At 62.7% G+C, this 18,310-nt stretch carries 13 protein-coding genes; 8 read left to right on the top strand and 5 right to left on the bottom strand.

What is annotated here, in order from left to right:
* The first annotated feature begins 2 nt into the window (after positions 1–2).
* Positions 3–2,888, top strand: a complete 2,886-nt coding sequence (locus AC1RBA_RS03480; protein WP_492416595.1) for a hybrid sensor histidine kinase/response regulator — start codon at positions 3–5, stop codon at positions 2,886–2,888.
* On the opposite strand, the gene AC1RBA_RS03475 is transcribed toward AC1RBA_RS03480, so the two are convergent.
* Positions 2,882–6,154: a PAS domain-containing protein gene (locus AC1RBA_RS03475; protein WP_492416593.1), complete on the bottom strand. Its 3,273-nt coding sequence runs from the start codon at positions 6,152–6,154 to the stop codon at positions 2,882–2,884. The two genes, AC1RBA_RS03480 and AC1RBA_RS03475, sit on opposite strands and share 7 nt — an antisense overlap.
* A gap of 68 nt (positions 6,155–6,222) precedes the next feature.
* Between AC1RBA_RS03475 and AC1RBA_RS03470 the strand changes: the two genes are divergently transcribed.
* Together AC1RBA_RS03470 and AC1RBA_RS03465 are read left to right on the top strand one after the other, a co-directional pair.
* Positions 6,223–7,128: an alpha/beta hydrolase gene (locus tag AC1RBA_RS03470; RefSeq protein ID WP_492416591.1), complete on the top strand. Its 906-nt coding sequence runs from the start codon at positions 6,223–6,225 to the stop codon at positions 7,126–7,128.
* Positions 7,129–7,250: 122 nt separating this feature from the next.
* The gene (locus AC1RBA_RS03465) at positions 7,251–8,417 is read left to right on the top strand and encodes a hypothetical protein (RefSeq protein ID WP_492416589.1); all 1,167 of its coding nucleotides are present in this window, start codon (positions 7,251–7,253) and stop codon (positions 8,415–8,417) included.
* Positions 8,418–8,709: 292 nt separating this feature from the next.
* Here the strand turns inward: AC1RBA_RS03465 and AC1RBA_RS03460 are convergent, their stop codons facing one another.
* Positions 8,710–9,240 carry an SRPBCC family protein gene (locus AC1RBA_RS03460; RefSeq protein WP_492416587.1) on the bottom strand — a complete coding sequence of 177 codons (531 nt, stop codon included), beginning with the start codon at positions 9,238–9,240 and terminating at the stop codon, positions 8,710–8,712.
* 130 nt (positions 9,241–9,370) lie between these two features.
* On the opposite strand from AC1RBA_RS03460, the gene AC1RBA_RS03455 reads away from it, so the two are divergent.
* From AC1RBA_RS03455 to AC1RBA_RS03440, 4 genes are read left to right on the top strand one after another with little or no spacing between them, the layout of a single operon-like run.
* Positions 9,371–9,805, top strand: a complete 435-nt coding sequence (locus AC1RBA_RS03455; protein ID WP_070218336.1) for a MarR family winged helix-turn-helix transcriptional regulator — start codon at positions 9,371–9,373, stop codon at positions 9,803–9,805.
* Positions 9,802–11,376 (top strand): DHA2 family efflux MFS transporter permease subunit, encoded by a 1,575-nt coding sequence (locus AC1RBA_RS03450; RefSeq protein WP_070311853.1) that lies wholly within the window; start codon positions 9,802–9,804, stop codon positions 11,374–11,376. The genes AC1RBA_RS03455 and AC1RBA_RS03450 overlap by 4 nt, the downstream gene beginning before the upstream one ends.
* Before the next feature lie 5 nt (positions 11,377–11,381).
* Positions 11,382–12,827 carry an efflux transporter outer membrane subunit gene (locus AC1RBA_RS03445; RefSeq protein ID WP_492416585.1) on the top strand — a complete coding sequence of 482 codons (1,446 nt, stop codon included), beginning with the start codon at positions 11,382–11,384 and terminating at the stop codon, positions 12,825–12,827.
* A 21-nt stretch (positions 12,828–12,848) separates the two neighbouring features.
* The gene (locus AC1RBA_RS03440; RefSeq protein ID WP_070218339.1) at positions 12,849–14,012 is read left to right on the top strand and encodes an HlyD family secretion protein; all 1,164 of its coding nucleotides are present in this window, start codon (positions 12,849–12,851) and stop codon (positions 14,010–14,012) included.
* Positions 14,013–14,112: 100 nt separating this feature from the next.
* Here the strand turns inward: AC1RBA_RS03440 and fusA are convergent, their stop codons facing one another.
* Positions 14,113–16,221, bottom strand: coding sequence for an elongation factor G (gene fusA / locus AC1RBA_RS03435; RefSeq protein WP_230503051.1), 2,109 nt, complete (start codon positions 16,219–16,221; stop codon positions 14,113–14,115).
* 286 nt (positions 16,222–16,507) lie between these two features.
* Here fusA and AC1RBA_RS03430 point away from each other — a divergent pair, with 286 nt between their 5' ends.
* Complete coding sequence (locus AC1RBA_RS03430) at positions 16,508–17,626, top strand: phospholipase A (protein ID WP_070311856.1); 1,119 nt, start codon at positions 16,508–16,510, stop codon at positions 17,624–17,626.
* Between the two features lie 56 nt (positions 17,627–17,682).
* On the opposite strand, the gene AC1RBA_RS03425 is transcribed toward AC1RBA_RS03430, so the two are convergent.
* Together AC1RBA_RS03425 and AC1RBA_RS03420 are read right to left on the bottom strand one after the other, a co-directional pair.
* Positions 17,683–17,880, bottom strand: a complete 198-nt coding sequence (locus AC1RBA_RS03425; protein WP_070218341.1) for a hypothetical protein — start codon at positions 17,878–17,880, stop codon at positions 17,683–17,685.
* A 152-nt stretch (positions 17,881–18,032) separates the two neighbouring features.
* The gene (locus AC1RBA_RS03420) at positions 18,033–18,281 is read right to left on the bottom strand and encodes a hypothetical protein (RefSeq protein ID WP_070218342.1); all 249 of its coding nucleotides are present in this window, start codon (positions 18,279–18,281) and stop codon (positions 18,033–18,035) included.
* Between the last annotated feature and the right edge of the window lie 29 nt (positions 18,282–18,310).

Genomic DNA, 18,310 nt, shown 5'->3' with positions numbered 1-18,310 from the left:
GCATGAGCATCACACCCGCCCCCCGCGGCCAGGCCGGCGCCAGCGGCGTCGCCTTCTTGCTGCAGCTGGAACGCCGGCTGCGGCTGCTGCAGGACACGGGCGAGATCCTGTCCCTGTCGGCGCAGCTGCTGGGACAGCGCCTGGGCGCCCAGCAGGTGGCCTGTTTCGATATCGATCAGAGCCTGCAATGCCCTACCCTGCAGCATGCGTGGAGCGACGGCCTGGCGCCCGGCGCCGCCGGCGAGTATTTCCTCGGCGATTATGCCGCCCGCCTGGCCGATGCACTGGCCGCCGGCCAGGCGCTGGCCGTCAGCGATGTGGCGAGCGACCCGCGCACGGCCATGCCGGCCGCGCTGGCCACGTTTGCGCGCCTGGGCATCCGTGCCTTCCTGAACATTCCCATTGCCAAGGAGGGCCGGCTGGCGGCCCTGTTCGTCGTGCACAGCAGCGCGGCACGGCTGTGGCATGCGGACGAAATCGAACTGGCCGTGCAAGTGTCGGAACGGGTCTGGTCGACCATTTTGCGGGCCCGGGCGGAATCGCGCCTGCGCGCCCTCAGCGCCACCATGGAAACGCAGGTGGCCGAGCGCACACGCGAGTTCGGCCGCACATGGAACGTCAGCCCCGACTTGCTGGGCGTGCTCAACCTCGACGGCTATTTCGAACACTCGAACCCCGCCTGGCAAGCCACCCTGGGCTGGTCGGTCGAGGAAATCCGCACGACGAAATTTTTTGAACTGATCCATCCCGAAGACTTGCCGCGCACCTATGCGGCCTGGGAGGCAGCCAACCAGGGCCAGCCGGCGCTACGCTTCGAAAACCGCTACCGCCACAAGCTGGGCGGCTGGCACTGGCTGTCGTGGGTGGCCGTGCCCGAGGGCGAGAAAGTGTATTGCAGCGCGCGCGACATCACCGTGGAAAAGAAACTGGAAGCGGACCTGGCCGCCCGCAACAGCGAGCGCGAACGGCTGTGGCGCAGCGCGCAAGACCTGATGGTGGCCATCGATGCCGACGGCTGCTTTACCGCCGTCAACCCGGCCGCCAGCGCCATCCTGGGCTGGCTGCCCGAGGAAATGCTGGGCCGCAGCCTGTTCGACTTCGTGCTGCCCGAGGATGCGGCCGCCACGCGCCAGGCGCTGGCGCAAGTGTCGCGGGAAGCCATGCCCAGCTTTGAAAACCGCTACCGGCACCGCGATGGCGGCCACCGTTGGCTGTCGTGGGTGGCGGCGACCGAAGGCGACCTGGTGTTTGCCACCGGGCGCCACGTCACCCTGGAAAAGGAAGCGCAAAGCACCTTGCTCAGCATGCAGGAATCGTTGCGCCACAGCGAAATGGCGCTGCTGCAATCGCAAAAACTCGAAGCGCTGGGCAAGCTGACGGGCGGCGTGGCCCATGATTTCAATAACGTCCTGCAAATTATTTCGGGCAATCTGCAACTGCTGCAGATGACCCTGGACGGCGACCCGCTGGCCGCCAAGCGCATCGCCAGCGCCTCGGCCGCCGTGGAACGGGGCGCCAAGCTGTCGGCCCAGCTGCTGGCCTTTGCGCGGCGTCAACCGTTGAAACCGCTGGTGACGGACCTGGCGCAACTGCTGCGTTCGACGGAAGAGCTGCTGCGGCGCGCCACGGGCGAAACCATCGAAACGCGTCTGCTGCTGGCCGACGACTGCTGGCGCGCGCTGGTCGACCCGCACCAGCTGGAAAACGTCATCCTCAACCTGGCCATCAACGCGCGCGACGCCATGAATGGCCAGGGCCAGCTGACCATCGAACTGAGCAACAGCGTGCTGGACAGCGGCTACGCGGCGCGCCATGCGGACGTGGCACCCGGCGACTACGTGCAGCTTGCCGTCTCGGATACAGGCACGGGCATTCCCGCCGAGCTGCTGGACAAGATTTTCGAACCGTTCTTCACGACCAAAAGCGAGGGCGAAGGCACGGGACTGGGCCTGTCCATGGCCTATGGCTTCCTGCGCCAGAGCGGCGGCCACCTGACGGTGGACAGTTTGCCGGGCCACGGCAGCACCTTCCGCATCTACCTGCCGCGCTCGCTCGAAGCGGAAACGGAACTGCCGCTGCAACTGGGCGGTCCCGTGCTGGGCGGCAAGGAAACCATCCTCGTCGTGGAAGACGACGTGCAAGTGCAGACGACGGTGGTGGACATGCTGCGCGGCCTCGGCTACGTCGTGCTGCGCGCGAGCGACGGCGAAAGCGCACTGGCCATCGTTGGCAGCGGCGTGCCCATCGACCTGCTGTTTACGGACGTGGTAATGCCGGGCAAGGTAGCCAGCACGGAACTGGTGCGCCAGGCCCGCTTGCTGCTGCCGCAGCTGGCCGTGTTGTTTACCTCGGGCTACACGCAGGACGCCATCATGCAGGGCGGCCGGCTGGAACCGGGCGTCGAGCTGCTGAGCAAACCTTACCGGCGCGAAGACCTGGCGCGGCGCATCCGCCACCTGCTGGCCAACGGCCGCCATGTGACGGCCCTGCACCAGTACCGTGCGCAGCTGGCGCCGCAGCCTGCGCCGGCGCTGCCGGAGGGAAGGCATATCCTGTTGGTGGAAGACAATGCCGACGCGCGCGCGATGACGAGCGAACTGCTGGCCATGCTCGGCCACACGGTGCTGGCCGTGGGCACGGCCGAGGAAGCCCTGCCGCTGCTGGGCACGCCGGGACTGGATCTGCTGCTGACCGATATCAGCCTGCCGCAGATGTCGGGCGTCCAGCTGGCCGAGCTGGCGGCGCGCGACTATCCGCAGCTGGAAGTGGTGTTTTCCACCGGCCATGCGCCGGCCAATTCCGGCGTGCTCGACCCGCAGGCGCGCTTTCTGGTGAAACCATTTACCGTCAAGCAATTACAGCGGGCCTTGCTGCCGCCAGGTCAGTAGACGTCGAGCCGGCGTGCCTTCAGTGCGCTGGCCAGCTCTTCCAGGCCAAACGGCTTGCGCAGGAATCGCGCGCTGGCGTCCTGCATCAGGCTGGCGCCCCAGTCGTGTCCTGAAGCAAACACCACCTCCAGCTGCGGCCAGTGCGCGCGCGCATGGCGCGCCAGCTCCAGGCCGGACATGGTGGGCAGGCTGATGTCCGTCACCAGCACGTCCAGGCCCGGCATGGCCAGGAGCGGCATGGCCGCTTCCGCGCTGGCCACGCCGTGCACGGTGTGCCCCAGCATATTGAGCATCTCGGTGGTCATTTCGCGCGCATCGTCATTGTCTTCCACCAGCAGGATGCGCCGCCCGGACGGATCGGGCGCGCCCACCAGGCGGCGGTCGGCCAGCAAATGGCGGATGCGCCGCGCCAGGTCTTCGCGCTGGTAGGGTTTGCTCAACAGCTCGACGCCAGCGTCCAGGCGCCCGCCGCGCATGATGGCGTTATGCGTATAGCCCGAGGTAAACAGCACGGCCAGGTCCGGCAGCAGCAATCTCGCCTGCTGCGCCAGCTCCTTGCTGCTGACGGGACCGGGCATGACGACGTCCGTAAACAGCAGGTCGATGGCCACGCCCGTGCCCAGCAGGGCCAGCGCCGAGGCGCCGTCGTCCGCATGCAGCACGTCGTAGCCGAGGCCGCGCAGCATGTCGACCACCGTGTGCTGCACGGGCGCGTCGTCTTCCACCACGAGGATGGTCTCGCCGCCGCCCAGCACGGGGCCCGTCAGGCCAGGCGGCGGTTCGGCCAGCTTTTCCAGCGAACGGGGCAGATAAATTTTAAAAGTCGTGCCCGCACCGGGCGCGCTGTGCACCTTGATGTGGCCCGCGCTTTGGCGGATGAAGCCGTACGCCATGGAGAGGCCCAGGCCCGTGCCCTCGCCTTCCTTTTTCGTCGTGAAGAACGGTTCGAATATCTGGTCGATCACGTCGCGCTCCATGCCGTGGCCCGTGTCGGTGATGGTCAGCAGCACGTATTGCCCCTCCAGCACATCGGCATGCAGGCTGGCATAGGCGGCGTCGAGCGTGACGTTACTCAAGGTAAACGTGAGGCGCCCGCCCTTGTCCATCGCGTCGCGCGCATTGATGGCCATGTTCAGCAGCACGTTTTCCATCTGGTTCGGGTCGACCAGGGTATGCCACAAGCCTTCGCTGATGAAGGTTTCCTCGGTAATCGCCTCACCCAGGGCGCGGCGGATCAGCTCGTGCATGCGGCGCAGCAGCCGGCCCAGGTCCGTCACCAGCGGTTTTAATGGCTGGCGCCGTGCAAAGGCCAGCAGTTGCGACGACAGCTTGGCGCCCCGTTCGACGGCCGAGGCGGCTGAATCGAGGCGCCTGGCCGCCTGCGGATTGTCGGCCACGGTCAGCTTCAGCAACTGCAAATTACCAGAGATGATTTGCAGCACGTTATTGAAATCGTGGGCCACGCCGCCCGTAAGCTTGCCGATCGATTCCAGCTTTTGCGCCTGCAACAAGGCTTGCTCGCTGCGCACCAGCGCCAGACGCGCCTCTTTTTCATCGGTGACGTCGCGGCCGATGGCGTGGATCAGCTTTTGCGCCGGCACGGCCGTCCAGGAAATCCAGCGGTAGCCGCCATCGCGGCGGCGGTAGCGGTTTTCCATGCGCAAGGTGGGCGCGCCGTGGGCCAGGCGCGACAAATCCTGCAGGGCCGCCATGCGGTCGTCGGGATGCACGAGGCTGATGAAGTCCATGCCCAGCGATTCGATTTCCGGGCGCTCGAGGATCTTGCTCCATGCGGGGTTGACGGCAATGATCATGCCGGACAGGTCTGCCACCAGCATGATGTCGGTGGACAGGCGCCACATGCGGTCGCGGTCGGCCGTACGGTTGGCCATTTCCACTTCCAGCGAGGAATTCAGGTAGGCCATCTTTTCCAGCACGTTCTTCTGTTCCTGCACGTCCGTATTCGTGCCCACCCAGCGCAGCACCTTGCCCGCCTCGTCGAACAGGGGCAAGGCGCGCGCCAGGAACCAGCGGTAGGCGCCGTCGCTGGCGCGGCGCATGCGGAACTCCTGTTCATAGGCGCTGGCGGTGGCGACGGCCCGGTCCCAGCTTTTCTGCGTGATCTGCACATCGTCCGGATGCACGCAGTGGCGAAAGCCGCTCGATACGAGCGACTTCATAGATTGCCCTGTGTATTCGCACACCTGTTCGTTGACCCAGTAGGTGGCGCCGCTGCCATGCGCCAGCCAGGCCTGGTTGGGCATGGTCGAGGCAAGCGAACGGAACTGCGCCTCGCTGTCGAGCAAGGCGTTGCGCGCCTGCCAGTGTTCGTCGATATCTTCGCAGGAGCCATACCATTTCACGGCTTGGCCGCGCTCGTCTCGCCGGCAATACGCGCGCGAATGCACCCAGCGGTACTGGCCATCCTGCCGGCGCACGCGCATTTCCTGGTCCAGGGGCTGGCCGCTGCCCACCGCTTCGCTCCACGCCGCCAGTGTGCGGGGCACGTCCTCGGGATGGATGGCGTCCAGCCAGCTGGTGCCGAGGCCGCTGCCGCCCGTCCAGTCGCGCCAGCGCTGCGCCACATAGTCGAGCTTGCCGTCGAGGTCGGCCGTCCACAGCACTTGCGTGTTGAGCTCGATGGCGTAATGAAAGTGTTCGCGGCTGTCGTGCAGCGCCTGTTCCAGCTGGCCCCGCTCGATGACATGCGCGGCCACGCGCGCGGCCAGCGCCAGCAGTTCGATTTCCGGTTGCGTGGGATGGCATGTCGCCTGGAAAAACAGGCCCAGCACACCCAGGATATGCCCCTTCGCGCCAAAGACGGGGGCGACCCAGCAGGCACGGTAGCCGTGCAGCATGGCTTCCTTGCGTCCGGCGCTCCAGCTCACGTCGCGCGTGATGTCGCCGCAATATACGGGCGCGCCGGAAAAGGCCGCCGTGCCGAATGGAGAAGGCTGTTCGCCGCCGTGGCGCAGGGCCAGGCACAGGTCTTGTGGCAGGCTGGGCGCGGACAAGCCACAAAAGCGGTCGGCCTCGTCGATGAGCACGAGGCAGGCATGTGCGCCGCCCTCGGCCAGGTCTTGCAGCGCCAGCAACAAATGCTCCAATGCCTGGGCCAGGTCGGCGCCTGCCGCGATGCTGCCCAGCGCACTATGCTCGGCGTCCAGCAAGGAAAGAATGTTGTTTGCGTGCACCGTGTCGATAAGGGGAAAACTGATGCCCGAAATATACCATGGGGCAACGCTCTTGCAGGAGGAAAACAGCATGCCCCTTGATCTCTCCCCCCACGCGGCCCTATGCTAAAGTGTTGCTCTCTTCTCAAGCGAATCCCAGCATGCCTACCACCTTGCCGTCCTCCCTGATCGCCACCGCCCTGCTCGCCTCCGTCCACGGCGCCGTCGCCGCCCCCATGAGCCTCGACGATTACCTGGCCCTGAGCGGCCCCGCGCCCACGGCGCAGCTCGCCTATGGCCCCGCGCCGTCGCAATACGCGCAGCTGTTCCGGCCCGAAGGCAGCGGCCCGTTCCCCGTCGTCGTGCTCGTCCATGGCGGCTGCTGGACGGTGGCCTTCGGCGGGATCAAACAGATGCGCAACGTGGCCGGCGCCCTCGTCGCGCAAGGCATCGCCGTGTGGAATGTCGAGTACCGCCGCGTGGACGAACCGGGCGGCGGCTATCCGGGCACCTACGAAGACATGCACGCGGCACTCGACAGCCTGCAGCAGCACGCGCCCCAGTACCAGATCGATACGAGCCGCATCGTCGCCATGGGCCACTCGGCCGGCGGCCAGCTGGTGCAATGGATCGCCGGCCGGGAAAAGCTGCCCAAGACCAGCCCCCTGTACCGCGACAAGTACTTGCCAATAAAAAATATCCTGAGCCTGGGCGGCCTGGCCGACCTGCGCCACGAGAAAGACTTGATCAAGAGCAGCTGCGAACGCGACATCGCGCAACTGGCAGGCAGCGCCAGCACTGAGCGCCCCGACATCTACAGCGACACCAACGCCGCCGACCTGATCCCCAACGGCAGCCGCACCGTGCTTGCCACGGGAGAACTGGACACCATCTCCCCTCCCCGCGTCGCGCACGACTATGCGGCCAGGGCAATCAAAGCCGGCGACCATGCGGAGGTGCTGATCTTGCCTGGAGCCAGTCATTACGACGAGATTGCGGCGACGTCGAATGCTTGGGGGATGATTTTGCCGGTGGTACGGCAGATGCTGGGGATGGGTGCGAAATGATGAAATTGCAGCCTGAAGCAGGCAACATAACAGTAAAAGCATATCCAACACTAGAAGTTACGCTACCTTAGTCAACAGATTAAGCAATAAAAGTTATTTTAATTAACGACAAAGGTTTGATTGTGCAACCCATTCAAGTTTATCTAGATAGCAGCGATTTTTCCGATATCGCGAATGTCAAAAAAAAGCCATCCGAATATAGCGATGCAATAAATTACTTACTAACAAAACGTGACAAAGGCCTAATTCAAATTCGCTTTAGTGAGGCACATGTCGTTGAGGCGGCCCCAACAATCCCGGATTCCATTCCAGCAGCAATTGAAAGATTGAAAACCATCCAGGAAATTTGCGGAAAGAACTCTTTAATTCACCCTATTGATTTAATAGCTTACGAAGTCTCATCTAATGCAATTTCAGGCTCCACCGATGGTCGCTCTCACATCTTTCGCAGTGATGCTAATTGGTTACCAGCCGCATTTGATTTCTCTGAAATTATTCCTGACGTAGAAAAATCTGTGCAACAAGATATTGAAAAAATGGGGCGACTTGAAAGAAGAAAATATCTGAAAAATGGAAAGCCGACAGCACTTTGGTACGGAGAAATGCGAGAGGCGAATAGTGCGACAGGAAGTATCGCTGCTAATAACCTTCCTTTGACAACTGACGCCATCCGTACATTTAGGAGATACTTTATCGGAGATGCTTCCCGAAAAGAGGCATCAAAAGCATTATATGACTCAATAACTGACTTAGAAGTATTTGGCAATTGGTATAAAAAAGATTGGGGAAGAGCCTCTGATATGTCTCGTCACCTACGCGAGATCGGAGGCGAGTTTGAAACTGCACTTGATGAGGCACGTAAGCAGTTCGAAGAAATGATGGTGGAGCATACTGATGCGGGGGGTGATTCTAAAAAACTACTTGACTTGTCAGTGCGTGCGTTCTATGAAGTTTTGGCTGGCAGCAGTAGTCGCCTAGCAAATAAATTGGCACTACAAATTGGAGCGACTCCGAAGCTTACAGAAGATAGTTGGCAAGCATCACCGGGTTTGACTTGTTCTGTTACATTGGCGATGCATATAGCACGACGGTCGGTCGTGGCTAAGCTACCGAGAAGTCCAAAATCTAGTGATTTCCCCGATTGCTACATGCAATTTATCTACCGTACGTTGATGTCTTTCGAGCTGATGGCTTTATGGCCGGAATGCTTCGAGAGTGCAAAATACCATTGTCAACTATGGTTGTGGATAAATTTCTACAACTTCCCGTTAAGATTGATGAGTTGTTAGAAACTCGAAAAAAAGAAATAGTAAGCGACGATGTTGAATAACTCCTTAAGTTACTTCCGCCAAACCGCTTTGCGGTTTAACGCTCCTCAGAAACCACGAGCACAAGATCAAGCCGAGTAGACAACCGCTGCCAACCCAGGCTCCCCGGGCTCCCCGGGCCCAGCGGGCCTGAAAAATGGCCAGGGCAAGGCGCGCGGGCGAAGACAGTACGCATGTACGGCGAGCCCAAGCAACGCAGCCCTGGACATTTTCTCAGGCCCGCGGCTCTGGCCCGCTGTTCAAAACAATACGCTCACTGAACACGCGCCAGGTATTGTGCCAGCTGGGCGAAGGTAGCCTTGAACCCCTGCGTCATCGACTCATGCCCTTCCACAAAAGTCCGATGCTGCTCATCCGTCGCCTTGTGCGGCGTCGACCGCAAGGTCATCGTCGTCTTGCCGTTTTCCTCGGTAAGCGTCATGACATTGAACGATTCCAATGGCCACGTCGCGCTGACCGGGTGCTGCACGGCATTGCCCTGCTTGTCGGCGAATGACAAAATCGAGACGATCCTTTCCGGCGCTTCGATGGCCTGGTAGGTGAACTTGCCCCACATCTCGTAGCCATTGTCGGCGCGCATGCCGTAGTGGAAGACGCCGCCCGGCCGCAAGTCCAGCGCCAGCACGCTCAATTCGAAGCCGACGGGGCCCCACCACTGGGCCAGGCGCTCGGGCTCCACCCACGACTGGAACACCAGTTCGCGCGGCGCGTCGAAGGTTTGCGTGATGACAAAGTCGCTGCTGTCGCGGTGCTGTCCGTCCTGCTTCTGTTTTTCCGTCGTCATGCTGTCTCCTGATGGTGGTGGGCTCACTGTTAATGTACCAGCGGCGCCGGCAAACGGAAAGACCTGTACGCCTGTCAAACCCGCATGCTAGAATATTAGTTAGACACCTAACCATTAGACGACTCACCTTATGATTTCTATCGAAGAGCGCTTTTCCGCCGCGCTCCACAAGACGGCGCGCGGCTGGCGCCATGCGATCGACCGGCGCCTGAAGGACCTGGACCTGGGGCAAGCGAGCTGGATGTGCATCGCCATGATCGCCAAATCGCCGCAGCCGCCCTCGCAAAGCGAACTGGCCCATCAGCTAGGCGTGGAAAACCCCACCATGGTGTCGATGCTGGACCGGCTCGTGAAATCGGGCTTCGTGCAGCGCCAGCCGTCGGAAACGGACCGCCGCGTGAAACTCGTCGTGCTGACGGAAGCTGGCCTGCAGGTGTACGACACGGTGCGCAAGGAGGCGGACGGTTTCCGCAAGGAGCTATTGCAGGGCATTGATCCCGGTCAGCTGCAGGCCGCCACCGAACTGCTGGAAGCCTTGCAGGCGGCCACGGAGAAATCCGCATGAGTTCGGCCACAGCCAGCGCCACACCGGCGCTGCCCGCTTCACAGGACCCTACCTTGAACCGGCGCATGATCACGATTTCGATCATGCTCGCCACCATCATCCAGGCGCTCGACGGCACCATCGCCAACGTCGCCCTGCCCCACATGCAGGGCAGCCTGTCCGCCTCGCAAGACCAGATCACCTGGGTGCTGACCTCGTTCATCGTCGCCGCCGCCATCGCCACGCCCCTGACGGGCTGGCTGTGCGACCGTTTCGGCCAGAAAAACACCTTTCTCGTGTCGGTCGCCGGTTTCACGCTCGCCTCCGTGCTGTGCGGCCTGTCCGGCACCCTGTCCGAGATCGTTGCCGCCCGTTTGCTGCAGGGCGTATTCGGCGCGGCCCTCGTGCCGCTGTCGCAGGCGGTCTTGCTCGACATCAATCCACGCGAAAAACACGGCTCGGCCATGGCCATCTGGGGCATGGGCGTGATGATCGGCCCCATCCTGGGACCAACCTTGGGCGGCTGGCTGACGGACAGCTACAGCTGGCGCTGGGTCTTCTTCATCAACATCCCCATCGGCGCCATGGCCTTCTATGGCATCTGGCGCTACATCCGCAAGGACCCGCCCAACCGCCGCATGAACTTTGACATGTTCGGCTTTGCGACGCTCAGCCTGTCCATCGGCGCGCTGCAGATGCTGCTGGACCGGGGCGAGCAGAACGACTGGTTTTCCTCCACGGAAACGTGGATCGAAGCCATCGTGCTGGCCATGAGCCTGTGTTACTTCATCGCCCACACGGCCCTGCGCCCGGCCGGCAAGTCCTTCCTCGACTACCGCCTGCTGAAGAATTCGAACTATGTGAGCGGCCTGCTGTTCATCTTCATCGTCGGCATGGTGCTGTTCGCCACCCGCGCGCTGACGCCGTCGATGCTGCAAGGCTTGATGAATTACCCGGCGGCCATTGCCGGCCTGGTGACGGCGCCCAGCGGCCTGGGCACGATGCTGGCCATGCTGATCGTCGGCAGGCTGACGGGCAAGATCGATACGCGCATCCTGCTGGGCGTGGGCTTTTCGATTACCGCGTTTTCGCTGTGGCAGATGGCCAATTTCACCCTGGACCTGGTGCCGAAGACGGTCGTATGGAACGGCATCATCCAGGGCATCGGCCTGGGCCTCGTGTTCGTGCCCCTGAGCGCGGCCACGTTCGCCACCCTGTCGCCGCAGATGCGGGCGGAAGGCACGGCAATCTACAGTCTGGTGCGCAATATCGGCAGCAGCATCGGCATCGCCCTCGTGCAGACCTTGTTGGTGCGCAATACGCAGATCGCCCATGCGTCCCTGACGGAACACATCACTATCGCCAACCCGGCCCTGCATGACCCCGGCATCGCCCAGGTGTTCGACCTGGGCACGAGCACGGGCATGGCGGCGCTGAATGGCGAAATCACGCGGCAGGCGTCGATGATCGCCTACCTCGACGACTTCTGGCTGATGATGTGGCTGACCATCCTCGTGCTGCCGCTCTTGCTCCTGATTAAACCACCGAAGAAAAATGCGCCTGTCGTGGTCGACCACGCGGCCATGGAATAACCCTCATGCACACACCGATGAAACTCTCCCTGAGCGTCCTGGCGCTAAGCTTATCCCTGGCCGGCTGCGCCAGCATTGCGCCCGACACGCAACAGCTGCCGCAGCAAGACCTGGCCACCGTGCAATTGGCGGCCGACATCCACCTGGCCAGCGAAGGCTGGCCCGCCGCCCAGTGGTGGCGCCAGTTCCAGGACGATCAGCTGGACCAGCTGATCGAACAGGCGCTGGCCGCCAGCCCGAACCTGGCTGTGGCGAATGCCCGCATCGGCTCGGCCCTGTCCGCGTTTGACGCGCAACACGCGCAGCGCGGCCCCAGGCTGGACCTGGGCGCGAACGCCAGCCGCCAGCGCTATTCGGGCAACGGCCTGATGCCCGCCCCCATCGGCGGCAATTACTACAACGAGGTCACGGTGGGCGTGCAAGCCCATTACGACCTGGACTGGTGGGGCAAGCACAAGGCGCAGATCGCCGCCAGCCTCGGTGAAGTCAACGCCCGCCGCGCCGAGTATGCGATGGCCGAACAGATGCTGGCGGCCGAGATCGCACGCCACTACTTCAGCATGCAAAACGGCTGGGCCCGCATGGACAACCTGCATGCGCTGGTGCAACTGCAACAGCTGCTGGTGCTGGACAAGGAAAAGCGCATCGCCAACGGCCTCGGCGTCAGCGACGACCATCTGTCCGCGCAAACGCGTTTGAGCCTGCTGCAGCAACAAATTGCCCTGCTGGAGACGCAGGTCGTCACGGAACGGGAAGCCTTGCGCGCCCTGCTCGGCGGCGACAGCTCGGCGCTGGCCGGCCTGCAGCCAAAAGTTGCCCAGGCGCTGCCGCACGCCCTGCCCGGCAAGCTGGGCATGGAATTGCTGGCGCGCCGGCCCGACTTGCAGGCGGCGCGCTGGCGAGTGCAAGCATCGATGAGCAAGATCGAGGCGGCGCAGGCATCGTTCTACCCCGATATCGACCTGGGCGCCTCGTTCGGCCTCGATGCCATCAAACTGGGCAAGCTGCTGCAGTCCGGCAGCCGCACCCTGTTCATCGGCCCGGCCCTGTCCTTGCCCCTGTTCGACAGCGGCCGCCTGCAGGCCCAGCTTGCCGGCGCGCGCAGCGAACGCAACGAACTGATCGCCGACTACAACCAGAACGTCTTCAATGTCGTGCGCGACGTGGCGCAGGCCGGTGCCAGGGTACAAGGCGTGGAAAACCAGCTGCGGCTGCAGCAGGACAACCTGCGCGCCAGCGAAGCGCAGCTGCGCAACGCGAATGCGCGACTCAAGCAAGGGCTGGCCGACCGCGCCACGCAACTGAACGCGGAAATGACCGTGCGCGGCCAGGTGGACCTGGGCATGCAGCTGCAAAACCAGCGCCAGAACGCGGAAATCAGCCTGACCGTGGCCCTGGGCGGCGGCTACCGGGGCAGCAGCGACTTTGCCGCCACGACGACTCAACAATAACGATCGATTACGGAATACATCATGAGCAGCGACACCACAACCACCTCCACCGAACAGCCGGGCAAACGCAAGGCCGTCCTGATCGCCATCACGGCCGCCTTTCTCGTGGCCGGCGCCGCCTGGACCGCCTACTATCAACTGGTGCTGTCCAGGGAAGAAGTGACGGACAATGCCTACGTGGGCGGCAACCTCGTCACCCTGTCCGCGCAAGTGACGGGCAATGTCGACGCCATCCGCGCCGACGAGACGCAGATGGTGAAAGCGGGCGCGCCGCTGATCACCCTGAACGCCATCGATGCGGACCTGGCCCTGAGCCAGGCGCAGGCACGGTTGGGCAACGTCGTGCGCCAGGAACGCGAGCGTTATGCCAGCGTGGGACAGTTCGACGCCGTCATCGAGCAGCGCCGCCTGGCCTTGGCCACGGCGCAGGGCAACCTGGCGCGCCGCGCGCCGCTGGCGGCGGATCACACGATCTCGGGCGAAGACCTTGTTCATGCGAAACAGGCCGTCGACGACGCCAAAGCGGCCTTGATCGTGGCCCAGCGCCAGGCCGAGTCCGCCAAAGCGGGCGTGACCGGCGTGAACCTGGCCAGCCATCCGGCCGTGCTGTCGGCCAAGGGCGACGTGCTGCAGGCGTGGCTGGCCGTGCGCCGCAATGCCGTGGTCGCGCCCGTCTCGGGCTATGTCGCCAAGCGCAGCGTGCAGCTGGGCTCGCACGTCACACCGGGTACGCCGCTGATGTCCATCGTGCCGCTCGACCAGTTATGGGTCGACGCGAACTTCAAGGAATCCGAATTGCGCAATATCCGCGTGGGACAGGCGGCGACCATCGAAACGGATTTGTATGGCAGCAAAGTCGTCTACCACGGTAAGGTGCTGGGCATGTCGGCCGGCACGGGCAGCGCGTTTTCGCTGTTGCCAGCGCAAAACGCCACGGGCAACTGGATCAAGGTGGTACAGCGCGTGCCCGTGCGCATCACGCTGGACCCGAAAGAGCTGGCCGCCCACCCGCTGCGCATCGGCCTGTCGACCACGGTGACGGTCGACACCAGCCATGGCGAAGGGGCGACCCTGGACCAGCCGATGGCGGCATCCACCGTCTACACGACCCAGGCGCTAAGCCAGCCCGTGGACGAGGCGGAGAAGATGGCCGATGCCATCATTGCGCAAAACCTCCTGAATTGATGCGTAGGTCGGCTTAGCGCAAGGCGCGTAAGCCGACAACATTGTTGGCATGGCCGGTGGTGGTGTCGGATTACGCGGGGCGTTGCCCCGCTAATCCGACCTACCTGGCCTTGCCAGCCGATGCTACCTGGTCCAGGATATGCTTGGGCACTGCCGCATAATGCTTGAATTCCATCGTGTACGTGGCGCGGCCCTGGGTCAGCGAGCGCAGGGTGGTGGAATAGCCGAACATTTCCGCCAGCGGCACGAGGGCCTTGACGATGCGCCCCGCGCCGCCGGGAATGTCGTCGACGCCCTGCACCATGCCGCGCCGGGCCGTCAGGTCGCCCATGACGTTGCCCATGAATTCTTCCGGCGTTTCCGCCTCCACCTGCATCATCGGTTCCAGCAGCACGGGCGACGCCTTGCGCATGCCGTCCTTGAAGGCGATGGAGCCGGCCATGCGAAACGCGTTTTCATTGGAATCGACGTCGTGGTAGGAGCCGAACGTCAACGTGGCCTTGACGTCGACGACCGGATAGCCGGCCAGCACGCCCGATTTGAGGGTTTCGATGATGCCCTTGTCGACGGCGGGAATGAATTCGCGCGGCACGACGCCGCCCTTGATGGCGTCGACGAACTGGTATCCCGTGCCCGGCTCCAGCGGTTCGAGTTTCAGCACCACGTGGCCGTACTGGCCCCGTCCGCCAGATTGCTTGACGAACTTGCCCTCGATATCTTCCACCGCGCGTGTGATGGTTTCACGGTACGCCACCTGCGGCTTGCCGACATTGGCTTCCACGCCGAATTCGCGCCGCATGCGGTCCACCAGAATTTCCAGGTGCAGTTCGCCCATGCCCGACATGATGGTCTGGCCCGATTCCTCGTCCGTATGCACCCTGAACGACGGGTCTTCCTGCGCCAGACGGTTCAGGGCGATGCCCATCTTTTCCTGGTCCGGCTTGGTCTTCGGTTCGACGGCCTGGGAAATCACGGGTTCCGGGAAGATCATTTTTTCCAGCACGATGATGTGGTCGATGGCGCACAGGGTGTCGCCCGTGGTGACGGCTTTCAGGCCCACGGCGGCGGCGATGTCGCCCGCATACACTTCCTTGATTTCCTTGCGCTCGTTCGCATGCATCTGCAGGATGCGCCCCAGCCGCTCGCGCGCGCTCTTGGTGGGGTTGTAGACCATGTCGCCCGAGTTCACCACGCCCGAATACACGCGGAAGAAGGTCAGCTGCCCCACGAACGGGTCCGTCATGATCTTGAAGGCCAGCGCCGAGAAATGCTCGTCGTCGGCCGGATGGCGCTCCACCTCGTTGTCGTGCTCGTCGTGGCCCATGATGGGCGGCACTTCCAGCGGCGACGGCAGGTATTCGATGACGGCGTCGAGCATGGCCTGCACGCCCTTGTTCTTGAAGGCGCTGCCGCACAGCATGGGCACGATCTCGTTGCGGATGGTGCGCGCGCGCAAGGCCTGCTTGAGCTCCGCTTCGGTGAACGTGTCGCCATTCAGGTAGCGTTCCGTCATCTCGGTGGTGGCCTCGGCAGCGTGCTCGACCAGGTGCTCGTGCCACTCCCGCGCCTGCGCCAGCAGCTCGGCGGGAATCTCTCCATAGCTGAACTGCACTCCCTGGCTGGCGTCGTCCCAGGTGATGGCGCGCATTTTCAGCAAGTCGATGACGCCCGTGAAATGCTCTTCGGCGCCGATGGGCAGCTGGATGGGCACCGCCACGCCCTTCAGGCGCTCGGCGATCTGCTTGCGCACGCGCAAGAAATCGGCCCCCACCCGGTCCATCTTGTTGATGAAGGCGATGCGCGGCACATGGTATTTGTTGGCCTGGCGCCAGACGGTTTCCGATTGCGGCTGCACGCCGCCGACGGCGTCGTAGACCATCACGGCGCCGTCGAGCACGCGCATCGAACGCTCGACCTCGATCGTGAAATCCACGTGGCCGGGCGTATCGATGATGTTGATGCGGTGTTCGGGGAAGTTGCCGGCCATGCCTTTCCAGAACGCCGTGGTGGCGGCCGAGGTGATGGTGATGCCCCGTTCCTGCTCCTGCTCCATCCAGTCCATGGTGGCGGCGCCATTGTGCACTTCACCGATCTTGTGATTGACCCCCGTATAAAACAGGATGCGCTCGGTGGTGGTGGTCTTGCCGGCGTCGATATGGGCGCTGATGCCGATGTTGCGGTAGCGCTCGATAGGTGTTTTGCGGGTCATCACAATCTCCATGGCTAGCCCCGGCACGACTGTGTTTGCGCCGGTTTTCCAGTGTAGCAGACATCGATTTTGGCGGTAGCGGGTAACCGATTTTTACCATGCGCGCAACACTGACATTAACGCGCACGCGCGTTGCACAGGACAAATAAGAGTTTCGGCTATACTTTCAACTTTATTAATCCAGCAAAGATTAATCAAAATCAATACGCACGGTGAATTACCGTGCAAGGCGACGCCGCCGGCATGCAGCCCAGGTGCGCACCGAATGACATGCCCCACTCAGCCTATGACCATCCAACTAAGAAAAATAATCCTCTCCTCCCTGCTGGCGTCGCCGGCGCTGGCCATGGCCGGCGAACTGGAACAGCAAATGCAGCGTTGCGCCGTGCTTGGTGACGCCAGCGCCCGCCTGGGCTGCTTCGACACCCTGGCCAAGGCGGCGGAAAAAGCCACCATCGCCGCCGGCGGCGATCCTGCCACCGCTGCCGTGGCCCTGGCAGCGGCTGCCGAGGTCGCTCCCATCACGCCCGTCAGCCCGCCGGGCGTGGCCACGCCGGACGCCGTCAACGCCGCCATCCCCGCCATCGCGCAGGCTGGCGCGGCGCCGCCGGAAGCACCGATTTCGCGCACCCAGCAATCGTGGGAACTGAACGACGCTTCGAAGCGGGGCCTGTTCAACTTCCGCCCGCACCGCGACACTTATCTGTTGCTGGCCAATTACAGCGACGCCTCGAACGACGAACCGTTCCAGGATTTCACGCCGGCCGGCATCAAGAGCCAGCACGTGGAATTGACCTTCCAGCTGAGTTTCAAGATGAAACTGCTGGAAGACATCGCCGGCACGCCCATCGACATGTGGTTCGGCTACACGCAGCAAAGTTTCTGGCAAGCGTATAACCGCAAGGCTTCGAGCCCTTTCCGCGAGACCAATTACCAGCCGGAGCTGATGCTGATCTTGCCGATCAACAAGAATTTCGCGGGCCTGGAATTCAATTACCTGAACCTGGGCCTCGTGCACCAGTCGAATGGACAGACCTCGACTCTGTCGCGCAGCTGGAACCGCGTGTATGCCGAGCTGGGCGTGGAAAAAGACAACCTGGCCGTCACGGGCCGCATCTGGCACCGCCTCGACAACAGCGCGACGGACAATGACAATATCGACATCACCGATTACATGGGGCATGGCGACTTGCGCGTGAGCTACCGCAACAAGGGCCATGAATACGCCGTGACGGCGCGCCGCAATTTCAGCAAGAAGCATGGCTCGATGCAGGCCAGCTGGGCTTTCCCATTGAAAGCCAACCTGAAAGGCTATCTGCAGCTGTTCTCCGGCTATGGCCAGAGCCTGATCGACTATAACTATTCGCAGAAATCGATCGGCGCCGGTTTCATGGTCGACCTGTAAGCAGTACACGCATAAAAAATGGCGCCGACGGCGCCATTTTTTATGGGGAATCCAGTTTAATGCCGCCCGCCACCGAGCACGCGTGCCGGCAGCATGACGATGGCGCGCAGCAATTCGAACACGCCTTCCACGCCGATGCCGATCAGGCGAAATGGCAGCAACAGCAGCCAGGCCAGCGGATACAGCACGAGAGCCAGCAAGGCCAGGGGCCAGCACACCAGCAAGAGCAGCAGCCACAGCACGAATCCCAGCATCGCGTTCCCCTCGAATGAAATGTGCGGAGCAAGCCGTGCTTGCCCCGCTACCGTGACGGCACTATAGCCAAGCGCCGCAGGGGCGGCAACGGCCGTGCGACGAACTGCGTGCTACGGGGATGAACGGTGCAAAAACGGGAATGAACGGGGGCTTACTGGCCGACGCAAATCACTTTCGTGATGTACTCGTGCGCGTTCGGCTTCTTGCTGGCGGCCCATTTGATGGCCTGGTTGGCCTCTTCGATGGTCAGGATGGAAGCCTTGTCCTTCGACTTGATGAAGGACACGCCTTCAAACACGCCTTCCTTGCTGCGCATTACCTTGGCAAACACGGGCGGTTTGGTCTCGCCGTCGCTGATTTTGTTCTGTTGCACGAGGTAACGCTGATCGATCTGTTCCATGATAATAAAGCTGTCCAGTGGTAATAGAC

This window comes from Janthinobacterium sp. GW823-FHT03B06, from assembly GCF_058796955.1.
The sequence above is the reverse complement of the archived record's forward strand: the minus strand, read 5'-3'. Positions and strand labels throughout refer to the sequence as shown.

Excerpts from the sequence above, each read along its gene's own strand:
- AC1RBA_RS03475 (WP_492416593.1), bottom strand. The coding sequence starts at position 6,154 with ATGCTGTTTTCCTCCTGCAAGAGCGTTGCCCCATGGTATATTTCGGGC.
- AC1RBA_RS03450 (WP_070311853.1), top strand. The coding sequence starts at position 9,802 with ATGAGTTCGGCCACAGCCAGCGCCACACCGGCGCTGCCCGCTTCACAG.
- AC1RBA_RS03425 (WP_070218341.1), bottom strand. The coding sequence starts at position 17,880 with ATGCTGGGATTCGTGCTGTGGCTGCTGCTCTTGCTGGTGTGCTGGCCC.
- AC1RBA_RS03440 (WP_070218339.1), top strand. The coding sequence starts at position 12,849 with ATGAGCAGCGACACCACAACCACCTCCACCGAACAGCCGGGCAAACGC.
- AC1RBA_RS03460 (WP_492416587.1), bottom strand. The coding sequence starts at position 9,240 with ATGACGACGGAAAAACAGAAGCAGGACGGACAGCACCGCGACAGCAGC.
- AC1RBA_RS03455 (WP_070218336.1), top strand. The coding sequence starts at position 9,371 with ATGATTTCTATCGAAGAGCGCTTTTCCGCCGCGCTCCACAAGACGGCG.
- fusA (WP_230503051.1), bottom strand. The coding sequence starts at position 16,221 with ATGACCCGCAAAACACCTATCGAGCGCTACCGCAACATCGGCATCAGC.
- AC1RBA_RS03430 (WP_070311856.1), top strand. The coding sequence starts at position 16,508 with ATGACCATCCAACTAAGAAAAATAATCCTCTCCTCCCTGCTGGCGTCG.
- AC1RBA_RS03420 (WP_070218342.1), bottom strand. The coding sequence starts at position 18,281 with ATGGAACAGATCGATCAGCGTTACCTCGTGCAACAGAACAAAATCAGC.
- AC1RBA_RS03470 (WP_492416591.1), top strand. The coding sequence starts at position 6,223 with ATGCCTACCACCTTGCCGTCCTCCCTGATCGCCACCGCCCTGCTCGCC.
- AC1RBA_RS03445 (WP_492416585.1), top strand. The coding sequence starts at position 11,382 with ATGCACACACCGATGAAACTCTCCCTGAGCGTCCTGGCGCTAAGCTTA.
- AC1RBA_RS03480 (WP_492416595.1), top strand. The coding sequence starts at position 3 with ATGAGCATCACACCCGCCCCCCGCGGCCAGGCCGGCGCCAGCGGCGTC.